At 61.5% G+C, this 20,234-nt stretch carries 15 protein-coding genes; 11 read left to right on the forward strand and 4 right to left on the reverse strand.

Features of this window, described 5'->3' with window-relative positions:
- Nucleotides 1-1,202: 1,202 nt before the first annotated feature.
- Complete coding sequence (locus tag ACQREB_RS03290) at nucleotides 1,203-1,445, reverse strand: hypothetical protein (RefSeq protein WP_427765250.1); 243 nt, start codon at nucleotides 1,443-1,445, stop codon at nucleotides 1,203-1,205.
- Nucleotides 1,446-1,659: 214 nt separating this feature from the next.
- Between ACQREB_RS03290 and ACQREB_RS03295 the strand changes: the two genes are divergently transcribed.
- The 6 genes from ACQREB_RS03295 to ACQREB_RS03320 all read left to right on the forward strand — a co-directional run bounded on the left by ACQREB_RS03295 (nucleotide 1,660) and on the right by ACQREB_RS03320 (nucleotide 9,698).
- Entirely contained in the window at nucleotides 1,660-2,649 is a 990-nt protein-coding gene (locus ACQREB_RS03295; protein WP_427765252.1) for a tetratricopeptide repeat protein, read from the forward strand.
- 94 nt (nucleotides 2,650-2,743) lie between these two features.
- Nucleotides 2,744-4,483: an Hsp70 family protein gene (locus tag ACQREB_RS03300; protein ID WP_427765254.1), complete on the forward strand. Its 1,740-nt coding sequence runs from the start codon at nucleotides 2,744-2,746 to the stop codon at nucleotides 4,481-4,483.
- Nucleotides 4,484-4,502: 19 nt separating this feature from the next.
- Nucleotides 4,503-8,063, forward strand: coding sequence for a helicase HerA domain-containing protein (locus ACQREB_RS03305; RefSeq protein ID WP_427765257.1), 3,561 nt, complete (start codon nucleotides 4,503-4,505; stop codon nucleotides 8,061-8,063).
- Between the two features lie 3 nt (nucleotides 8,064-8,066).
- Nucleotides 8,067-8,903 carry an HNH/ENDO VII family nuclease gene (locus tag ACQREB_RS03310; protein ID WP_427765259.1) on the forward strand — a complete coding sequence of 279 codons (837 nt, stop codon included), beginning with the start codon at nucleotides 8,067-8,069 and terminating at the stop codon, nucleotides 8,901-8,903.
- A 4-nt stretch (nucleotides 8,904-8,907) separates the two neighbouring features.
- On the forward strand, nucleotides 8,908-9,357 hold the full coding sequence (locus tag ACQREB_RS03315) for an SMI1/KNR4 family protein (protein ID WP_427765261.1): 450 nt from the start codon (nucleotides 8,908-8,910) through the stop codon (nucleotides 9,355-9,357).
- A gap of 11 nt (nucleotides 9,358-9,368) precedes the next feature.
- The gene (locus ACQREB_RS03320) at nucleotides 9,369-9,698 is read left to right on the forward strand and encodes a hypothetical protein (RefSeq protein ID WP_427765264.1); all 330 of its coding nucleotides are present in this window, start codon (nucleotides 9,369-9,371) and stop codon (nucleotides 9,696-9,698) included.
- Between the two features lie 1,389 nt (nucleotides 9,699-11,087).
- Here the strand turns inward: ACQREB_RS03320 and rtcR are convergent.
- On the reverse strand, nucleotides 11,088-12,707 hold the full coding sequence (gene rtcR, locus ACQREB_RS03325) for an RNA repair transcriptional activator RtcR (protein WP_427765266.1): 1,620 nt from the start codon (nucleotides 12,705-12,707) through the stop codon (nucleotides 11,088-11,090).
- Between the two features lie 192 nt (nucleotides 12,708-12,899).
- On the opposite strand from rtcR, the gene ACQREB_RS03330 reads away from it, so the two are divergent.
- Nucleotides 12,900-14,108 carry an RtcB family protein gene (locus ACQREB_RS03330; RefSeq protein WP_427765268.1) on the forward strand — a complete coding sequence of 403 codons (1,209 nt, stop codon included), beginning with the start codon at nucleotides 12,900-12,902 and terminating at the stop codon, nucleotides 14,106-14,108.
- A gap of 26 nt (nucleotides 14,109-14,134) precedes the next feature.
- Here ACQREB_RS03330 and ACQREB_RS03335 read toward each other — a convergent pair whose 3' ends face one another.
- Together ACQREB_RS03335 and ACQREB_RS03340 are read right to left on the reverse strand one after the other, a co-directional pair.
- Nucleotides 14,135-14,920 carry a ComF family protein gene (locus tag ACQREB_RS03335; protein ID WP_427765271.1) on the reverse strand — a complete coding sequence of 262 codons (786 nt, stop codon included), beginning with the start codon at nucleotides 14,918-14,920 and terminating at the stop codon, nucleotides 14,135-14,137.
- Complete coding sequence (locus tag ACQREB_RS03340) at nucleotides 14,911-16,359, reverse strand: FAD-binding oxidoreductase (protein ID WP_427765273.1); 1,449 nt, start codon at nucleotides 16,357-16,359, stop codon at nucleotides 14,911-14,913. The genes ACQREB_RS03335 and ACQREB_RS03340 overlap by 10 nt, the downstream gene beginning before the upstream one ends.
- Before the next feature lie 120 nt (nucleotides 16,360-16,479).
- Between ACQREB_RS03340 and truB the strand changes: the two genes are divergently transcribed.
- The 4 genes from truB (at nucleotide 16,480) to ACQREB_RS03360 (ending at nucleotide 20,031) form a co-directional block, all read left to right on the forward strand.
- Nucleotides 16,480-17,196, forward strand: coding sequence for a tRNA pseudouridine(55) synthase TruB (gene truB, locus ACQREB_RS03345; protein WP_427765275.1), 717 nt, complete (start codon nucleotides 16,480-16,482; stop codon nucleotides 17,194-17,196).
- 12 nt (nucleotides 17,197-17,208) lie between these two features.
- Entirely contained in the window at nucleotides 17,209-18,519 is a 1,311-nt protein-coding gene (locus ACQREB_RS03350; protein ID WP_427765277.1) for an MATE family efflux transporter, read from the forward strand.
- Between the two features lie 76 nt (nucleotides 18,520-18,595).
- The gene (locus ACQREB_RS03355) at nucleotides 18,596-19,285 is read left to right on the forward strand and encodes a hypothetical protein (protein ID WP_427765280.1); all 690 of its coding nucleotides are present in this window, start codon (nucleotides 18,596-18,598) and stop codon (nucleotides 19,283-19,285) included.
- A 77-nt stretch (nucleotides 19,286-19,362) separates the two neighbouring features.
- A complete protein-coding gene (locus ACQREB_RS03360) occupies nucleotides 19,363-20,031 on the forward strand; it encodes a MazG family protein (RefSeq protein ID WP_427765282.1) in 669 nt (222 codons plus the stop codon).
- Nucleotides 20,032-20,234 lie beyond the last annotated feature (203 nt).

The raw sequence follows: 20,234 nt of genomic DNA on the forward strand, positions 1-20,234 counted from the left end.
GCCGCTTGGGGACGCGCCCGCAAAAGAACACGCGCTTGAAAAGCGCAACCGCCCCGCGGGAACGACGCGCCGCGAAAACGTCGGACGCGTCGGGCGGTTGCGCCTTTCAGGCGCGGCACATATGCGGTTTTTGCCCCAAGCGCGCGCTTCGCGTCGCGCATGGGGTTACGTTTGTTTCGCCCCGTCGGGGCGGAATTGTCCAGCGTAGGGTTTTAACCCTACGTGAACGGACAAAAACAAAGCGCGCTGTAAGTGCGCGATTGCGGGAACGCAAAAACGAACAGAGATTTCGGGGATTTTGAGGGATTGGATTCACTCCCGCGCCGCGCTCCGCCGGAGCGAAAAAATATGCGCGCGCCTTACGACTGAAGGCAGGAATGCCTTCGCCCCCATGTTCCCGCATGAAATGCGGAACAAAAATAACCCCATGCGGCGACGCCGCTTGGGGACGCGCACGCAAAAGAACACGCGCTTGAAAAGCGCAACCGCCCCGCGGGAGCGCCGCGCCGCGAGACGTCGGACGCGTCGGGCGGTTGCGCCTTTCAGGCGCGGCACATGCGCGGTTTTTGCCCCAAGCGCGCGCTTCGCGTCGCGCATGGGGTTACGTTTGTTTCGCCCCGTCGGGGCGGAATTGTCCAGCGTAGGGTTTTAACCCTACGTGAACGGACAAAAACAAAGCGCGCTGTAAGTGCGCGATTGCGGGAACGCGAAAACGAACAGGGATTGCGGGGATTTTGAGGGATTGGATCCACTCCCGCGCCGCGCTCCGCCGAAAAACGGAATTGAAGTTTTCCTCCGCGAATTTTCGTCCGCGAATGCGGGCGAACTGACGCTAACCGCGGAGAGAGCGCTCCGCGCGAATCCCGCGGAATCGCCTGAAACGCGCGCGTCCCCGAAGGGGGCGAACTTCCCGGGGCGTCGCGGATTTCGGGGATTTTGAGGGATTGGATTCACTCCCGCGCCGCGCTCCGCCGGAGCGGAAAAATATGCGCGCGCCTTACGACCGAAGGCAGGAATGCCTTCGCCCCCATGTTCCCGCATGAAATGCGGAACAAAAATAACCCCATGCGGCGACGCCGCTTGGGGGCGCTCCCGCAAAAGAACTCGCGCCTGAAAAGCGTAACCGCCCCGCGGGAACGCGACGGAGGGTAGGCGTCCCCGCTTGCCCTCGAAATCCCTCCCTCGGATTCTTCTCCGGGCTCTCAGCCCTGCGTCTTCCTGCGGCGGCGGGCGGGAGCTCCCGACTTCTTCGCGCGAAAGCGCTCGGCGAGCGATTTGAGCTCTTCCGGAGATTTTCCGCGCAGATCCACGCGCTCGCCGAATTTGCGGTTCACGTCCCTTTTGTCGATCTCCACTCCGAAATCCCGCGTCAGTTTCTCCGCGAAGGCTTCCCGCAGATAGTCCCGCAGATGTTTCGGCTGCAGGTGCTCGGAAAAAATCTCCATGAGGCGAATCGGGATGCTGACGGTTACGAGTTTCGACGACTTTGACATGCCTCCAAATTTCGCCTTGCGGAAACGCTCCACTCAAAAGATAGAATACAACTGAAACAGCAGTTGCAAAATTAAAGGCGGGACGCTTAAATTTCCTCATTCACCACCTTACAGATTCATTCCGAAACCTGCGCCTTGTCTTTTTGAACCTCCGCCCCTTTCGATCATGAAACCGCCGCTTCCCTTTTTCCTCCTGCTCGCCGCCGCCGTTCCCGCGTTCGCCGGAAACGACGCGCCCTCCGCCTCCGAACCGGACGCCGAAAGCGCTTCCGCGCTCCCGTCCGACGCGCTCGCCGAGCTCAAAAAACGCGCCGACTCGGGCGATTCCGGCGCGCAGACCGAGCTCGGCATGCGCCTCCTCTACGGCGTCGGCGTCCCGGAAAACGCCGCCGAGGCGGAACGCCTGCTGCGCCTCGCCGCCGCGCGGAACAACCCGCTCGCGCACTTCCTGCTCGGCAACATTCTCTCTGAAAAAGGCGACGAAGCGTCCGCGCGCGAAGCGCTCGCGCACTGGGAAAAAGCCGCGCCGTACATTCTCGGCGCGCGCTACAATCTCGGCGTCGCCAACATGCGCGGCGACGGCTGTCTTCCCGACCTTTCCGCGGCGGCGCTTTGGCTCGTCCGCACCGCCGGCGCGGAACCCGATCCCGAAAACCTCGGGGACGCCGACGTCGTGCAAAGGGCGCAGCGGATTCTCGAACGCGACTTTCCCGAGCTGCTCCCCGCGACCCCGCTTTCCGAAATCTGCCGACGCGCCGAAGCGGGCGACGCGGACGCCGAACTCGCGCTCGCCGCGCGGCTGCGCGACGGACTCGCCGACGGCGATCTCACGCCCGAAGCCCGCCGCGAAGAGGCGTTCAAGTGGATGGTCCGCGCGCACGCCCACGGCCGCGCGGACGCGCGCGACGTTTTCTGGCGCCCGCTCTACGTGCGGGAACGCGCCCGCGAGGCGCGTCTGCGCAAAAAGGCGGACGCGGGCGACGCCGCCGCGCAGCTCGAGCTCGGCATGCTCCACCTCGGCGACATGAACGCGTTCCCGCGCCGCGAGGCGAATCCGCCTCTCGCTGCGAAATACCTGCGCCTCGCCGCCGCGCAGGGCTCCGCCGAAGCCGCCCACCTCCTCGCCGACCTCGAAAAATCCGATTCCGAAAAATAATCGGAAAACCGCCCCCGCGCTCGGCTGACACGAGTATGAACGACCTGAAGCAAACCTGAATTTCAATCGACAACAAACATCTCAAATTTAGAAAATGGAAAACGCAGACAATAGATATGTTATCGGCATCGACTTCGGCAGCACGCAGAGCGCGGTCGCGGTCATGCGCATCGGTTCCCGCGAAGCGCCGGAGCTGATTCGAATCAACTCCGGAGAAATCATTCCGACCAGAATGGCGATCCGGGAAGACGACGACGGCGACCCGGAAGTCATCGCCTGGGGAGACATCCCCAAGGAGGTGGTGCAGGAGACGGAAGGCGTAAAAATCGTTTCCGACTTCAAGCGCTACCTCGGCAACACGGACAAAACCGCTCGGGACGATCCGGACGCCGACGCGAAACGGAACGCCGAAAAATACACGAAGCTTTTTCTGAAAAAACTCGCGGAGCTTGTCCGCGATAAAAAAGAAGGCGGCGGTGAACTTTCTCCGGAAAAATACGTGACCTGCATCGCTCATCCGGTCGCATGGTCACAAACGCAGATTAATCTGCTGAAACGGCTCGCCGCGGAGGTCGGATTCCCGGAAGACGAAGAAGGCATCCGCACAATCGAGGAACCGATCGCCGCGATGCACAGCCTTCGCGTTTCCGAAGACAGGGAACTGCTCTTCGGAAATCGTTCCGAGCATTATCTGGTCGTCGATTTCGGAGGCGGAACTTTGGACACGTGCATCATCAAGACGGATATCCAAAATCCTCCGAAAATCGTGTTTTCCGCCGGCGATTCTCTTCTCGGAGGAAAAGATTTCGACGCCGTCATCGAAAAACTCTTCTGGACGCATTTCGACGGGAACGAAGGCGACATCAGGCAGAAAGAGTATTGGAAAAACGAGCTGCGATCGCTGTGCCGCAACAACAAAAACCGTATTTCAATGGAAATTTCCGGAGACAACAAGGATTCGGTGCGCTTAGAATTTCCCGGATTGCCGGGCCCCGAGACCTCCTTCACCGTGACCAAAGATCAGCTGGCGGAATGGAGCCCGGATCGCTGGAAGGGGCATTTCGAGCACATCGTCGGTCGCGTCAAAAAATGCATCAATGACACCGTGGACAATTGCTCGAACATGTGGGACGGGAAAATCAAGAAAGTCATTCTGACGGGCGGTTCGTCTCAATGGTTTTTCATGGACAAACTCGTTCAAGAGAAATTCGCGCTTTCGGAGGAAAAAATTTTCAAATCCGGTTCCGCCTACACGGACGTCGCCATCGGAAGCGCCGTCAACATCGGTCGTAAGGGCGAGCCGGAAGCGACGAAAGGGCTTTATCTGCGCTTTTGCCTCAATCCGAATCGGAAGAAGGCGCCGGAAGACTGGGATTGGAGCGAAGCGAAAGAAATTCTGAAGCCTCGAAGGAAAAAATCCGAAGACGAGAAGCTTCTCAAAATCTGCAAGTTCGAAAAAACGAAGTATCTGTTCTCGCAGGAAATCGCGTTTGCGTTTTCGGAGGCGATGAAGCCCGAAGACGCCGCGCGGGAGAAGCCGAAAGACGTCTCCATCGTTTCCTTCTTCGCGAGGAGAAACGCTCCTGTTCTGCAGAAACCTAAAAACATCTGGAACGCCTTCAGGGGAAAAGCAACATCGGGAATCGAGGACGGCTATCCGATTTACGTCAAGGTCAAAGAAGGCGCGACTCTCGGGAGAAAAGATCTCTACTGCATCGTCAAAGACGCAAGCGGCAAAGAGATTCTGAACGCCGAGCTGATTTCCAATCGTCTGTCGTGTTCCGGCTGGTTGGGTTTCGGGCAACGCAAGGAAATCACGCTTTCGAAAAACTGAGACTTGAAAGGAATCCCTGATGGCAAATTCAATCACGAAAAAATTAGACGAGCTCGACGCGAACGAACGGGAAATCCTCGCCCGCGACGAATCCGACCGCATCATCGGATGGGCGCTCGCCCGCAACCATCTTTCGCTGCCGGAATTTTCCGACGTCGTGATGGAGGCGTCCAAAACGTCCGACGAGGCGTTCGACGTCATGAAATACACGCGATTCTTCAAGGTGGAGGAAATCGTTTTCGAGAGCGAAACGGAAGTGCATCTTCCCGGCGTCGAAAGCGTGCTCTCGTCCATGCGCGAAAGCGGACATTCGCTCGTTTTCCTCGTCCGCGGCACCGCCTCGAAAACGTCCGTTTACATGGGCGTGGCGGATACGTTCGGAATCGGAGATGAAAACGCGATTGCGGCGGCGGCGGAAAGCTACCGAGCGGCTTGGAACGCGTATTTCCCCGGCATGAAGACGACGAAGGTTTTCCGCGCGGAAATCGAAAAACTCGGATTCGATCTTCGGCACAGCCTTAAAGACATCGCGGTGCTGACGGGGATTCCGTCGCTGAAGCGGGAAGAGAGCGAACACTCGTTCGTGCAGGGGCTGGAGCGCCTGATTCGCGCGATGCGCGGGAAATCTTATTGTTGGCTCAGCATCGCGGATCCGATTCCGCAGAGCGAGCTCGACGAGGTGATCCGCGCATGCCGAGCGCTGCAGACGGACGTTCATCGCTTCGTGAAAACGGACGTCTCCGAATCGAAATCGAAAGGCAAAACCGCGATGCTCGGGGTGTTCGGGATGAAAGGCTCGGCGGACACGTCGGGAGAAGCGCATTCGGAATCGAAGTCGCACACAGACTCCAAGACGCAGAATTTCGCCGAGGCTCATCAGCGCATAACTGCGGGAATTTCTGCCGGCTGCACAATCGTAGGTGGCCTTTTGGGCACGTTAATTCCCATTCCTGGGGTAGGAACTGCCCTTGGAGCTGCAATAGGTGCCGCTGTTGGGACCGCTGTTGGGACGGCATTGGGCGGAACTGCGGAAAAAATCGGGACTGCAATCTCTGGAAAAACCGGACACTCGGAAACCGTCAGCGACACCATCACGAAGACCGACACGATTTCCAAATCGCTTTCGTCACAGCTGATGGGCGGCGGTTTCGGTTCGGTCGGCGTGACGTTCACGGACACCTCGACCATCGGGCAGGAAATCGTGAACCGCAAGGCGCAATACGCCGAAGAAACGCTGAAGGCCTACGAAGACCGCCTCACGGAAGGCGTCGCGCTCGGCATGTGGAATCTCGGGCACTATTTCTGCGCCGCGGACGAAGAGACGTTTCGCCGCGGTACGGGCGTGGTGCGCTCGCTGTTTTCCGGAATGGAAAGCAAGTACGAGCCGCCGCGCGCGATCCGCATGCCGTCGGATTTCGGGAAAGTGCTTAGCCGCTTCCGCAACGTCTATCTGCGCTTCAAAAAGACGGAAGGCGGCAAGGACACGTTCACCGATCATCCGCTCGGGATTTTCTTCAACGGTCCGGGAACGCCCGTGAACACGCGCGAACTCGCGATCGCGACGCCCGTGGCGATGCAGGACGTCGAGGGCGTCACGGTCACGAAGCGTCCGGGATTCGGCGTCAATTTTTCCGCGCGAGCGGGCGAATCGGTCGTGCTCGGAAAAATTCTCGAAAAGGGCAACGACGTCGGACAGGAATACGCGATCGCGACGACGAATTTTCCGAAACACCTGGCGGTGTTCGGGCTGACGGGGTCGGGCAAGACGAACACGGTTCATTGTCTGCTCCGAAGATTTTGGAAGAAGACGGGCGTGCCGTTTCTCGTCATCGAACCCGCGAAAGCGGAATATCGCGCTTTGGCGAATCGAGAGGAACTCGGGGAAAAGCTGCTTGTGTTTTCGGCCGGGAGCGACACGACGGACGCATGCCCGCTGCGGCTCAATCCCTTCGCGTTCGACCCGGGCGAAGACACGGACGCGCGGCGCGTCCACGTGCTGACGCACATCGACCGGCTGAAGGCGACGTTCAACGCGAGCTTCCCGATGTATGCGTCCATGCCTTACATTTTGGAAGAGGCGATTCTCGACGTCTATCGCGATCGCGGTTGGGATCTGGGGCGTTCCCGCAATCGTTACGTGGATATCTACCGCGAAGACTTCAGCGACTACGTACCCACGCTCGAAGACCTGTATTGGAAAATCGACGCGGTCGTGAAGCGCAAAGGATATTTCAACGAACAGGAACAGAACATTCGCGCGGCGCTGAAGGCGCGCATTTCGAGCCTGATGGTAGGCGCGAAAGGCTCGATGTTCAACTGCGCCCGCTCGCTTTCGGCGAAGGAGCTTTTTGAAAATCCCGTCGTCATCGAGCTCGAAAACATGGGCGACGACGACGAAAAGGCGTTCCTCATGGGACTGCTCGTTTCGCGCCTCTACGAATACCGCAAGGCGACGTTCACGGCGGAGCCGGGAGAGGCGAAGGCGCGACACGTGCTCGTGATCGAGGAAGCGCACCGCCTGCTGAGCAACATTCCCGCCGCCGCGGAATCGCAGGAAACGGCGAACGTGAAGGGCAAGGCGGTTTCGGCTTTCGTGGACATGCTCGCGGAAATCCGCGCCATGGGGCAGTCCGTGATCGTGGCGGACCAGCTGCCCTCGCGCGTGAGCCCGAACATCGTCAAAGGCACGGGCACGAAAATCGTGCATCGCCTTTTGGCGAAGGACGATCGCGAGAGCGTCGGAGAAACCATGGGACTGAACGAAGAACAGATCGACGACCTGTGCCTGCTGCGCACGGGCGAATGTGTCGTGAACCAGGACGGCGACGCCAAGGCGTACATGTGCCGCGTCAAGAAAGACGAGTGCCACGACGAACGCAAGGGCGGCGAAGTCTCCGAGGCTACGCGGAAGTTCCGTGCCGAACGCGCGGCGATATTCGCGCTTCGAGACGCCGAAGTCGACGTCGAAGACACGCGTTTCCGCGACGACCTGCACAAGGCGATGCTCGCCGTCGGTCTCGGAGAGGACGGATCGGCGCTCTTGGAAAACGTGCGCTCGCGCGGACGTTTCGCTGAGCCGTGGAGAGAAAAAAGACATGCTTGGTTCGATGTTCATTGGGAACGAATCTGCTCGGAACTTTGGAGCCGATACGGCGGCGATTACAAAGCATTGCTTGAATTGGAGAAACGAGGCAGAGAAGCCTTCGTGTCAATCGGCGATGAAATGTCCGCAGGAGCGCTTGACGAATATCGCCGCGCCTTCAAAGCGTATTTCTCGGAGACGAAGGCGTTTCTGTATCGGCTTTCCGGGAGTGATGATCTCGCGGGAATCGTCTATGGGCATTTGGGCATATTGCAGAACGTTAACGGACAATACGACCGTTTCGCGCATCTTGCAGACAAAAACGAGCGACTCGCGAGAGCGATTGAACGTGCGTTACCGTCGCTTGCGCCGAGCGGCGCGGATTTGCCGCAAATATTGCAGGAACGCATCGTTCGAGGGCTGTTGGATGAAATTCCGGCAGAAATTTCGAAAGATATGATTCTTGCGCGCCTCTTCGGCGGAAAGGGGGGAATCTGAGCGATGTTGGAAGCACTTACAGCCAAAGTCGCGAGCGAAATCGAGTTGCCCGCCGTCGAAGTGGCGAAACAGCAACTTGCGGAAAAACTCGCGGGAACGCAAACCGCCGAAATGGCGAGAATTTCTCAACAGGAAGGAATTCGCTCAAGCCTTCGGGAAGCGGATTCCAGCGGAGCACTCGAAAGCGAAAAGCGTGCTGCAACCGAGCTTGGCGAAAAGCTCGAAAATCACGCGGACGGGAAAGAAGAGACTTGGAGTGATAGACTCGAATCTTTGACCAACGATGTAAAAACGACTCTGTCCGAAAAGCTCGAATCCGTGCAGAGCTCCTTGGAGGGGCTCTACAAGGATTTCGGCGACTTCGTATTCCGTGAAAAATTGGGTTTTGAAACCGGATGGTCGGATGAAATCATCGGGAACATAAAAAATTCCGCACAAGCCGAGATTTTCCAAAACGCAAATCTCACGGAAAAGACCGTAAATGGACGTACATGTCTCGTGAAGGAAATCGATATGGATTATGTAAATCCCAAAACGGGAAAAACGAATTTTGAATTGTGTAAATCAGGACGATCTCCGATTGACGCACACACTGGAGAAAAGTATGAACTCCACCATATCGGGCAGAAATACGAATCTCCGTTCGCAGAACTGCGCGCGGATTCCGAGCATGGCGACGGAAAACATTCGATTCTTCACGAAGATATTCCAAGCTGGCGCCATCAAGCTGACCCGAGCGGAAGATATTCTTCTCTTTCTGCGCGATACAATCACGACCGCGTCGAGCATTGGAAAGCTCGTGCTCAAGAATATTTAGATTTACAGAATAAAGGAATCTGAGGATATGAATATAAATGATCTGAAAAAAACAATGCCTTCGCTGGAAACGTCTCCAAGAGACAGACTTCCTAGCGCGGAAACGTTGAACTCATTGGAAATGCTTCTCGGGATGAAATTTCCAGGAGAACTCCGCGAATATCTTGAAAATCTCGGCTACGTAGCCTTTTCGTTCGTCGAATTGAATGGCGTCAACGAGATTCAAAAAGAGAAGTCAGACATGATTCGGGCGACACTGAATTTTCGGGAAGCCTATCCCAAGGTCGAAAGAAAATTTTGGGTCTTGGAAGACAGAAGCGAAGAAGATTATGCGCTCTGTTGCGAGTCCGGAGATATTTTTGAATTTCTTCCATCTGTGGATCGTGAGCCGCGGAATCTGAATATGACTCTAACGGAGTATCTGAAATCCAGATACGCCGAAATCCAAGAATTTGAAAGGAAAGAGAACAGTAAATGAAGTTTTCTCCAATGAAGAAAACCGCCCTCACTTTTACCGTGTGCGTCACGGCGCTTTGCATCACGTGCCCGCAAAGCTTCGCAACAAAGCTCGGATTTGTGAGAGAAAGCACATACAACGCTGCAATTGAACGTGAGAAAGAGGCGAGAGAACGAGCGGAGAAGGCGGAAGCCGAATTGAAGCTTGCGCGGGAGCAGATTGAAAATCGGGAAACCGCGATTTGGGTCCTGTCCGTCGCGTTGGCGGCAACGCTTCTTCCCCTCGTGACGTTCTTCGCTTTCAATCTTCTGAACGCGATCCGCCGAAACAAATTGCGGCGAGCGGTGCGTTCCCGCAACTGAACGAATTCCGTTCCCGCGTGACGAACGGACGCGCGGGAACACGCTTTGCGCCGCGCGGCGTCCGCGCGTTCCCGCGGCGGAGACGTGGACGTCTCCGCTCCCATGCGCGCGGACATCACAAAGCCCCCGCAAGGGGCGTCCCTTTTAGAAACCCCAGGTGGGAACCTGGGGACACTCCGGAAAAAAAAACGACAAGCCCCTGTCGAGGCGTCCCTGTGCCGGAAGCATTCGTCCGCCGCGGGAACAGGGTCGCCTTTACAAGGCTTTTCCGTTTTGCGCGTATTCCCCGGGCTTCCGCCCGGGGTTTCTTTTGGGGTCGCCCCGGCGGGGCTTTTGTCTGCACTCATCCGTGAAATCCGCGGGAAGTTTTCTCGACCGCGCGCGTTCCCGCAATCGCGTCCCTACAGGACGCATTCGTTTTTTATCCGTTTACGTAGGGTTGAAACCCTACGCTGAACAATCCCGCCCCTTCGAGGCTTGGCGTTTCCGAGCATTTGGGGACGAAGGCATTCCTGCCTTCGTTCCCGCGGCGTACGATTTTCTGCGCGCGAACTTCCGCCGCGCGACGTCCGCGCGTTCCCGCGGCGGAGACGTGGACGTCTCCGCTCCCATGCGCGCGAGAACATCACAAAGCCCCCGCAAGGGGCGTTCCTTTTAGAAACCCCAGGTGGGAACCTGGGGACACTCCGGGAAAAAAACGACAAGCCCCGTCGGGGCGTCCCTGCGGCGGGAGCATTCGTTTGCCGCGGGAACAGGGTCGCCTTTACAAGGCTTTTCCGTTTTGCGCGTATTCCCCGGGCTTCCGCCCGGGGTTTCTTTTGGGGTCGCCCCGACGGGGCTTTCGTCTGCGCCCATCCGCGACATCTGCGGGAGGTTTTCTCGCCCGCGCGAGTTTCCGCAATCGCGCACTTACAGCGCGCATGGCGTTTTTTGTCCGTTTACGTAGGGTTGAAACCCTACGCTGAACAATCTCGCCCCTTCGGGGCTTTCGTCTGCGCTCATCCGCGACAAAAACTTTTCGTTCCCCGACCGCGCGTTCCCGCGAATTTCCGAGGCAGACGAGCCCCCTACTCTCCTTTTCGTTCCCGCGAAGCTCCGTTTCTTCGTTTCTCCGTTCCTCTGTGTTTAAAAGAAAGCTTAAAGGTTAAGGCTTAAAGGTTAAAGGGGAGTTTGTGCGAGAAGGATTTCGGGGAAGCGACAGGAATGTCGACTTTCCCCCTAAAACTTTTCTTTTAACTTCCTTTAACTTTGCGGTTTTTCTTCGCGTTCTCTGCGTTAAAGAAGTTTGTGTTCGCGGATTTCAGGGCAAGCGGGACGCTTACCCTCCTTTAAAAATTTGCATAGGAAAGGATTTCGAGGAAGCGCCCGGAAAGATCGCTCCCCGGGAATTCAGTTTTCCGACGAGGCGGCGGAGACGCGGATTTTTTCCCAGGAGAGGGAGAAACGCGCGAGGTATTTCGCGAGGCGGTCGGCGTCGTTGGCTGTCTTCTTGCGCAGGCGGGAACGGTTGAAGAGCGCCCGCCCCGCCTCGGAAAGATTCCTGGATTCGCGGCAGACCTTCACCACGTGCTCGAGCTGCGGCAGGTCGAACGCGTCGATTTCCGCGAGCTCGGCGGGCGCGAGCAGCTTCTTCAGCGCGGCGGACTCGGTTTCCGGCGCGCCGTCGCCGCGCGCAGCGTTCCCGTCCGCGAGCTTCAGGCGGCGGATCTCCTCGCCGACGGTCCGCAGGTCGATTCTGCCGTCGGGCGCGAGCGTGGACATGCGCGTCATCGCCGCGTTGAGCTCGCGGAAATTCGCGCGCCAGAGCGTCTTCGGCGAAAGCGCGTAATTGAGGAACGCCTTGCGCGCCTCCTTGTTGAATGTGACGCGGCGGCCGGACTTCCGGCAGAACTGCTCGAGCTCGAAATCGAGATTCGGCTCGATGTCCTCGCGGCGTTCCCGCAGCGCCGGCAAGCGGAACGTCCACAGATCGATGCGCGCGAGCAGATCTTCGCGGAAACGCCCTTCGGCGACGGCGCGCGCGAGGTCGCGGTTCGTCCCGCAGATCAGCTGAAACGCGCTGCGCTCCTCGCGGTCCGCGCCGAGCGGAAAGAACGCCTTTTCCTCGATCGCGCGCAGCAGCATCGCCTGTTCGTCGAGCCCGAGCTCGCCGACCTCGTCGAGAAAAAGCACGCCGCCGTCCGCCTCCTTGAGCAGCCCCGCGCGGTCCCGCGCCGCGCCCGTGTAGGCGCCCTTCACGTGACCGAAGAGGGCGGACATCGCGCCGTCGCCGCGCAGCGTCGCGCAGTTCACGTCCACGAACGCGCCGGCGACTCTGCCGTCCGCCTTCTTCAGCTCGTAGATCCGCCGCGCGAGCTGCGACTTGCCCGCGCCCGTCGGTCCCGTGAGCAGAATGGGCTCTTCCGAACGCACGGCGACGCGTTCGATCGTCTCGATGAGCGCGTTGAAGTCCCTGTTGCGCGTCGGAATGCCCGCCTTGAGAAAATCCAGGTCGTCGCGCCGTTCCGTCTCGAAGCGGCGCGCGATCATGTCGTAGCGAGCGAGGTCGAGGTCGATGACGTCGATCTTTCCCGCGGGATTCTTTTTGCCGTCGGGCGAAGTCTGCACGAGCTTTCCCGGAATGTGGCGCGATTCCGTGAGCAGGAACAGACAGATCTGCGCGACGTGCGTTCCCGTGGAGATGTGCGCGAAGTAGCTTTCCTTGTCGGGGTCGAAATTCATGCGCCCGCAGAAGTCGTAGAGCATCGTGTACACGTCCTGAAAATTCCACGGGCTGCGGCAGCGGACTTCCTCGAGCACGACCTTCGTCTTCGGCGAAACCTTCGAGACGTCCTCCGAGACGGCTGCGGCGAGCTCGGCGAAGCGTTTTTCGTAAAGCAGGTGCAGGCGGTCCACCTTGAAAACCGGCTGCGAGACGAGCCCGATCGTGGGCCGCCACCGGGCGAAGGGATCCTCGCCGCCGCGGCGGTCGAGATTCGTTCCGAGAAGACTGACGACGACGTTCTTCATTGTCTGTAAAATTTTCTAAAAATTCTAATTATTTCTAATAAAAAATCAAGCCGCGGGAACGCTCGTTCTCCGCTCCGAAAATTTTCATCCCTTTGTTCATGCGGGTTCGGAGACGAAATCGTCCCCGCGGGAACGCCCGGCACGCGCGTTGCTTTTATTCCGGCCTCTCAATTCAACGAAAGCAGAAAAATCATGAAATGGATCAAAGAAATGCCGGGAGGGAGAATCCCGGTGAAATCGTGGTGCGCGGAGCTCGACGAGTTCGCGCGGAAACAGGTCGAGGCGCTGGCGTCGCATCCGACGCTGTTCCGCCACGTCGCGCTGATGCCGGACTGCCACGGCGGACTCGGCATGCCGATCGGCGGCGTCATCGCGGTCAAAGACGCGGTGATTCCGTCGGCGGTCGGCGTGGACATTGGCTGCGGCATGATCGCCGTCGAAACGGACGTTCCCGCGGAGCATTTCGCGGACATGCGTTTCCGCCGCGGCTTCCAGGAGGCGCTGAAGGCGCGGATTCCGGTCGGCGAAGGCGTCGCGCACAAGACGCAGCAGAGCTGGGAAGGCTTCGAGCGCTACCTCGACGCGCACGGGAGCGTGTGCGATTTTCCCAACGGGCTCGACCGCAAGAACCTCGGCACGCTCGGCGGGGGCAACCACTTCATCGAGCTGCAGGCGTCGGACGCGGGCTTCGTGTGGATGATGATCCACTCGGGAAGCCGCAATCTCGGGCAGCGCATCGAGCGCTTTTACCAGCAGAAGGCGATGAAGCTCTGCGAAATGTTTCACGTGAAGCTGAGCGACCCGCACCTGGCGTTTCTGCCCATGAAGACGGACGAAGGGCGCGCGTACTTCCGCGACATGAACTTCGCGCTCGAATACGCGCGGGAGAACCGTTCCCGCATGATGGCGGCGTGCCGGGAGACGCTGGCGGAATTCGCGCCGGACGCGCATTTTCTCCGCGAAGTGAACATCCACCACAACTACGCCGCGCTCGAAAATCATTTCGGCGAGGACGTGTTCGTGCACCGCAAGGGCGCGACGCGCGCGCGGGAAGGCGAGATCGGCATCATTCCGGGCTCGATGGGCACGGCGAGCTACATCGTGCGCGGGCTCGGGAACGCGGAATCGTTCACGTCGTGCTCGCACGGCGCCGGACGCCGGCTGAGCCGCACGCGCGCGTGCATGGAGCTGAAGGCTGAGGACTGCGACGCCGCGCTGCAGGGCATCGTCTTCGAGCGCTGGAAGAAATACAAGGGCTTCGGCAAATCCGCGCGCTCCGGCCTGCTCGACCTCTCCGAGGCGCCGCAGGCGTACAAGGAGATCGAATCCGTCATCGCCGCGGAAACGGATCTGATCGAGCCGCTCGTCCGACTGCGCCCGCTCGCTTCGCTGAAAGGATGAGACGCGGCGAGAACGCGGGAGCGGCTTCAGCCGTGGGCGAAGGTGGCGGCGTCGATTTCGAGCGCGCCGCCGCGGCGCAGGGCGCGCGCGCATTCCGAGAGCGTCGAGCCCGTCGTGAACACGTCGTCGATCACGACGTAGCGCGCGAAGGGATTCGTCCGCGCGCCGGGCTTCATCGCGAAGGCGCCGCGCACGTTCTCGCGGCGGGCTTCGGCGTCGAGCCGCGTCTGCGTGCCCGTGTCGCGCGTGCGCGCGAGCAGGTCCGCGACCGTCGCGCCCGGCGCGATTTCCGCGAACGCGCGCGCCAGGTGCAGGCTCTGGTTGTAGCCGCGCCGCCGCAGACGCTTTTCGTGAAGCGGCACGGGAACGAGCGTCGCCCCCGCGAGATGCTCCGCGAAGCCGCGGGAACGCCGCGCCAGCGCCGCCATGTCGCGAGCGACCGCCGACAGCCCGTGATACTTCAGCGCGACGACGATCGGGCGCGAAAAATCGTCCAGCGCGACGGCGCTGCGGGAACGCCCGAACTGGAATTCGTCGCCCTCCGCTTCGCGTCTTCCGCAGGAACGGCAGACGCCGCCCGACGCGCCGGCGAACGCGCCGCAGCGCGGGCACGCGCACGCCTCGTCCAGAAAGAAAAGCTTTTCCGCGCCCGCCTCCGAGACGTTGCGCGCCGCGCCCGAGCCGTCCGTCGGCTCGCCGGTGACGAGGCACGAACGCGGGAAAAGCGCGTCGAGCGCCCCGCCGAAGAAATCGGCGAGCGCGGCGCGAAGCCGCGGGAACGGCGCGCGGCGGCTCGGGGGTGTCAGCGGCATCGCGTCGGCCTCGGCTTTTCCCAGGGCAGGCGCACGGCGACGGGCTCATGCTCCCAGACGTTGAAGGGCTCGAAGATTTTTCCGCGTCCGAGAACGTCGTTCGGGTCGAGCGCCGCCTTCACGGCGCGCATCGCCGCGATTTCCGCCGGCGTGTGCTGAATCGCGAGAAACGGCGATTTCGCGAGCCCGATTCCGTGCTCGCCCGTGATCACGCCGCCGAGCGCGACGACGGTCTCCATCACGCGGCGGATCGCCGCCTGCGCGGTTTCGCGTTCCCGCGCGTCGGCGCGGCGATACATCACGTGCACGTGCAGATTGCCGTCGGCGGCGTGCCCGAAAATCGGCGTCTCCAGCCCCGTCTCCGCCGTGATCTTCCGCATCGCCTCGAGCAGCGGAATGAAATTCTTCGCGGGAACGACGACGTCCTCGTTCAGCTTCGAGTCGGCGAGCAGGAACATCGCCTGGGAGCAGACGCGGCGCACTTCCCAGAGCGTCTCCGCCTCGGCGGCGTCCGCCGTCTCGCGGAACTCCGTCGCGCGGGAACGCGCCCAGGCGCGCACGCGCTCCGCCTGCGCGGGAACGCTCCGCGCGTCGCCGTCCGTCTCGACGAGCAGCACGGCGGATTTCTTTTCGAAAAACTTCTTCTCCGCGTACGTCTCCGCGCAGCCGACGGAAAGCGTATCCAAAAATTCGCATACGGAGGGCACGACGCGTTCCCGCGTGAGCTCCGCCGCCGCGCGCAGCGCCGAAGCGTCGTCCGCGAACGCGCAGAGGAACGTGTGCCGCGCCTCCGGGAGCGGCACGAGCCGCAGCACCGCGCGCGTGACGACGCCGAGCGTGCCCTCCGAGCCGATCCAGAGATCGCGCATGTTGTAGCCGCTGACGAATTTTCTGACCGCCCCGCCCCAGCGCGCTTTTTCGCCCGTGGGCAGAAAGCCTTCGAGCGCGAGCACGTAGTCGCGCGTCACGCCGTATTTCGCGGCGCGCAGACCGCCGGCGTTCGTCGCGATGTTCCCGCCGATCGTGCAGTGCTTCACGCTCGCGGGATCGGGCGGGTAAAAAAGCCCGAACGGCGCCGCCGCCTCGCTGATCCGCGCCGTGACGACGCCGGGCTCGACCGTCGCCGTCGCGGCGTCCGCGTCGATTTCGCAGCGCGTGCGTTCCGCGAAGGAAATCACCCAGCCGCCGCGCACGGGCGTCGCCGCGCCGACCGTTCCCGTGCCCGCGCCGCGCACGGTGACGGGAACGCCGTGTTCGTTCGCGAGCCGCAGCGTCGCGCCGACGTCGTCGTCGCTCCGCGGGAACACGACGGCCTCCGGGAGAAAGGAAATCTTCGTGTTGTCGAACGACGCGGCGAAGCGCGTCCCGTCGTCCGTCCGGACCGCCTCGTCGCCGAGCGCGTCCCTCAGCGCCCGCGTCGCCGCGTAAAAATTCTCCATGCCCGAAAAGATGCTTTCGCCCGCCCGAAAGGTCAAAAAGAAAAACGTTCCCGCTCCCGCGCGGGCGCGCGCCGCGTTCCGCGCTTTCCCTGCGCCCGCGTTTTCGGCTATAATCGCGGCATGGAATTCAACGGCATTCTCCTCATCGACAAACCGCAGGAATGGACATCGCACGACGTCGTCGCGAAGCTCCGCGGCGTGCTGCACACGAAGCGCGTCGGCCACGCGGGAACGCTCGATCCGCTCGCGACGGGGCTGCTCGTCGTCCTCGTCGGCACGGCGTGCAAGGCGTCGCAGTACCTGATGAGCCAGGAAAAGGCGTACACGGGAACGTTGCGTCTCGGCGTCGTCACGAACTCGCAGGACGCGGACGGCGAAGTGCTGGAGGAAAATCCCGTTCCCGCGGAGCTGACGCGCGAGAAGATCGCCGAGGCGATGCGCGCCTCGGAAGGCGACCAGTACCAGACGCCGCCGATGTTTTCCGCGATCAAGATCAACGGTCGCCCGCTCTACAAGGCGGCGCGCAAGGGGCTGGAGGTCGAACGCGAAAAGCGCTTCATCCGCATCGCGAAGTTCGAGCTGCTCGACAAGCGCGGGAACGACGTCGATTTCTACGTCGAATGCACGAAGGGCACGTACGTGCGGACGATCGCGCACGATCTCGGTCGCAGACTCGGCCCGGGCGCGCACCTGACGGCGCTGCGCCGCACGGCTTCGGGAAAATTCTCGCTGAACGACGCCGTCACGATCGAGGCGCTGCAGGCGATGTCGCCGGAGGAAATCCGCGCGCGGCTGCTTTCCGTGCACGACCACGTTCCCGCGGTCGCCCTGCTCTGACGTCGCGGCATCATGTTCCGCGAACTGAAATACACGCTGAGACTTTCCGCGCCGATCGCCGTCGGGCTGATCGGACAGGGGCTGTTCGGCGTCATCGACACGGTGATGATCGGCAACATTCTCGGCGAGCACGCGCTCGCGGCGGCGACGCTCGGGAACAACGTGAACTGGATTCCGCTCGTCGTCGCGATGGGGCTCTGCGTGGCGCTTCCCGTGCTCACGGCGCAGGCGCGCGGCGCGGGAACGCCGGAGAAGATTCCCGGCGTGCTGCGGCACGGCCTGCTCGTCGCGCTCGGCTTCGCGCTGCTCGGCGCGGGAGCGCTCTGCGCGTTCGCGCTCGCGGACGGGCTGACGACGCTCGGCCAGCCCGAAAGCGTTTCCGCCGACGCGAAGAATTTCTGCTGCATCGTCGCGCTTTCGCTTCCCGCGGCGGCGGGTTTTCAGGCCGTGAAGTCGTTCCGCGACGCGAGCGGCGGGCAGTGGGTCTCGCTGACGTGGACGCTGATCGGGCTCGCCGCCAACGTTTTTCTGAACTGGGTGCTGATGACGGGCGCGCTCGGCTTCCCGAACTGGGGGCTCGAAGGCGCGGCGGCGGGAACGCTGATCGCGCGCGTCTTCGCGTTCGCGGGCATCGCGCTGCACGGGCGTCTGCGCCTCGAGCTCGCGCGCGGCTTTTCGCTGCGGGAACTCCGCGAAAATCTGCGCATCGCGGTGCCGAGCGCGCTGCACATTCTCTTCGAGGCGGGGCTGTTCATCGTCTCGCCGTTCTTCATGGGCTGGATCAGCGAGGCGTCCATCGCGGCGAATCAGGTCGTGATCACGATTTCCTCGCTCGTGTACATGGTGCCGCTGGGCATTTCGCAGGCGCTTTCGATACGCGTCGGCGAAGCCTTCGGGAACGGCGACCGGGAGCGCATCCGCCGCATCTTCGCGGGAGCGACGCTGTTCACGCTCGCGCTGATGTGCGTCGCGGGCGCGGGCGTGCTCGCGTTTCTCGACGCGATTCCCGCCGCGTTCAACCTCGGCGCGGAAGCCGCGGAAATCGCGCGCGCAATTCTGATCGTCGCCGTCGCCTACATGCTTTTCGACGCGTTCCAGACGGTCGCTTCGGGCGCGCTGCGCGGGCTGGGCGACGTGCGCGTCATCGCCGTCGGCGCGTTCGTGAGCTACTGGATCATCGGCTGTCCGACGGCGCTGATTCTCGCGTTCCCGCTGGAGCTGCGCGGCGTCGGCGTCTGGATCGGACTCGCGAGCGGGCTGGCGAGCATCGCGGTCATTCTCGGCGCGCGCATGCACAAAAACCTCTCGCGGGAACGCTCGTGAAAAGACGAAGGGACGAAAAGGTTCAGAAGATGAAAAGACAATCACTCCTGAACTTTCCTTTAAGCTTTTTTCCGAAATGTCCGAACGATTCCAGAAAAAGTATTTTCCGTGGCGCAACGTCGTCGCCGCGCTCGTCACGCTCGCGCTGATTTCCGCGACGCTCGCGGGGCTTTTCGCGCTCGGACGCGCCCGCGGGAAAGCCTCGGCGGAAACGGCGCGGCGGGCGTTTCTCGAAGACGCGATCCTGCGCCGCTACGGCATGGGCGACGACGTTCCCGCCGCGCCGGACGACGGCGGCGCGCTCGCCCGCGAAAAATTTCTGCGCCGCTTCGACGACGCCTACGGCGCGCTTTACGGGAACGCCGGCGCGACGTCCGCGCTCGCGGATTCGCCGCTCTTCTTCGGCGACGGCGACGTCGTCGGGCTGCATTCGGGCGGGCGGCCGCGCGATCCCGAAGGCGCGGCGGAAAAAGGCGCGGACGACCGCCGCTGGTTCGACGCGAAGCTCGCGCTCAACGGGAGCGCGTCGCCGTTCCGGCTCTACGGCGCGGGGCTCGTCGGCGTCGATCCGCGGCGTTTTTCGACGGAAGAATCCGACGCTTCGCTGCGCGAGGACCTTTCGCTCGGCGGCGGCTTCGGCTTTTCCTGGCGCCTGGGCGACAACGCGGAGCTGTATTTCGACTACCGGCACGCGCGCCCGCTCGATCCCGCCTCGACCTACGACCAGAGCGACGCCGCCGGCATCTCCCTGCGCCTCCAGTTCTGAGACGCCGCGGCGCGCCGCCCGCGCGGGAACAGCTTTGCGTTTGCACGTTCCCGCGGGAGCGCGTAAGCTCGGCGTTCATGTCCTCCATCGAAAATTTGCTCGAAACCATCGCCCGCCTGCGCGCGCCGGACGGCTGCCCGTGGGACCGCGAACAGACGCACCGCTCGCTCTGCGAATGCCTCGTCGAAGAAGCCGCCGAATTCATCGAAACCGTCGATTTCGACGAAAAGGCGCACATGTGCGAAGAGCTCGGCGACCTGCTCCTTCAGGTCGTCATGCACGCGCAGATCGCGCAGGAAAACGGCGACTTCAGCTTCGACGACGTCGCCCGCGGCGTGAACGAAAAAATGATTCGCCGCCACCCGCACGTCTTCGGCGAAACGCGCCTCGGCGATTCCGACGCCGTGCTGAAGAAATGGGACGAAATCAAGGCGGGCGAAAAAAGCAACGCGACGCGCCGCCCGGGCTCCGCGCTCTTCAAGGACCTGCCCGCGACGCTGAACAATCTGCTCCGCGCGCGCGACACCTGGAAGGTCGTCGAAAAAAAGAATCTCGATCCCGGCGCCGCCGCGGACCGCGCGAAAATCGACGCGCTCGCGGGAACGCTCACCGAAGAACGCGCGGGCGAGCTGCTTTTCGAAATCGTCGCCGCGTGCCGCCAGGCGAAGATCGATCCGGATTCCGCCCTGCGCCGCCGCACGCAGCGCGTCGTCGCCGAATGCGAAAAGAACGCGGAAGGAAAATAAGGCGACGAAGTCATGACGATATGAAGGTTATGAAGGTTATGAAGTTATGGAGGTTATGAGGTTATGAGGGTTATTGCGTTCGGCTCCGCCGAAAGGATTTCAAAAACCTCTTCGCGAAGCGAAAAGCAAAACGACTTCCACGACCTTCATAACCACTTCTTTAAGCTTTCATCTTCGCGCGCGCGCCGTTAAAGTCTGCCGCA

This window comes from Candidatus Spyradosoma sp. SGI.093, from assembly GCF_050314555.1.
Classification (GTDB): Bacteria; Verrucomicrobiota; Verrucomicrobiia; order Opitutales; family UBA953; genus Spyradosoma.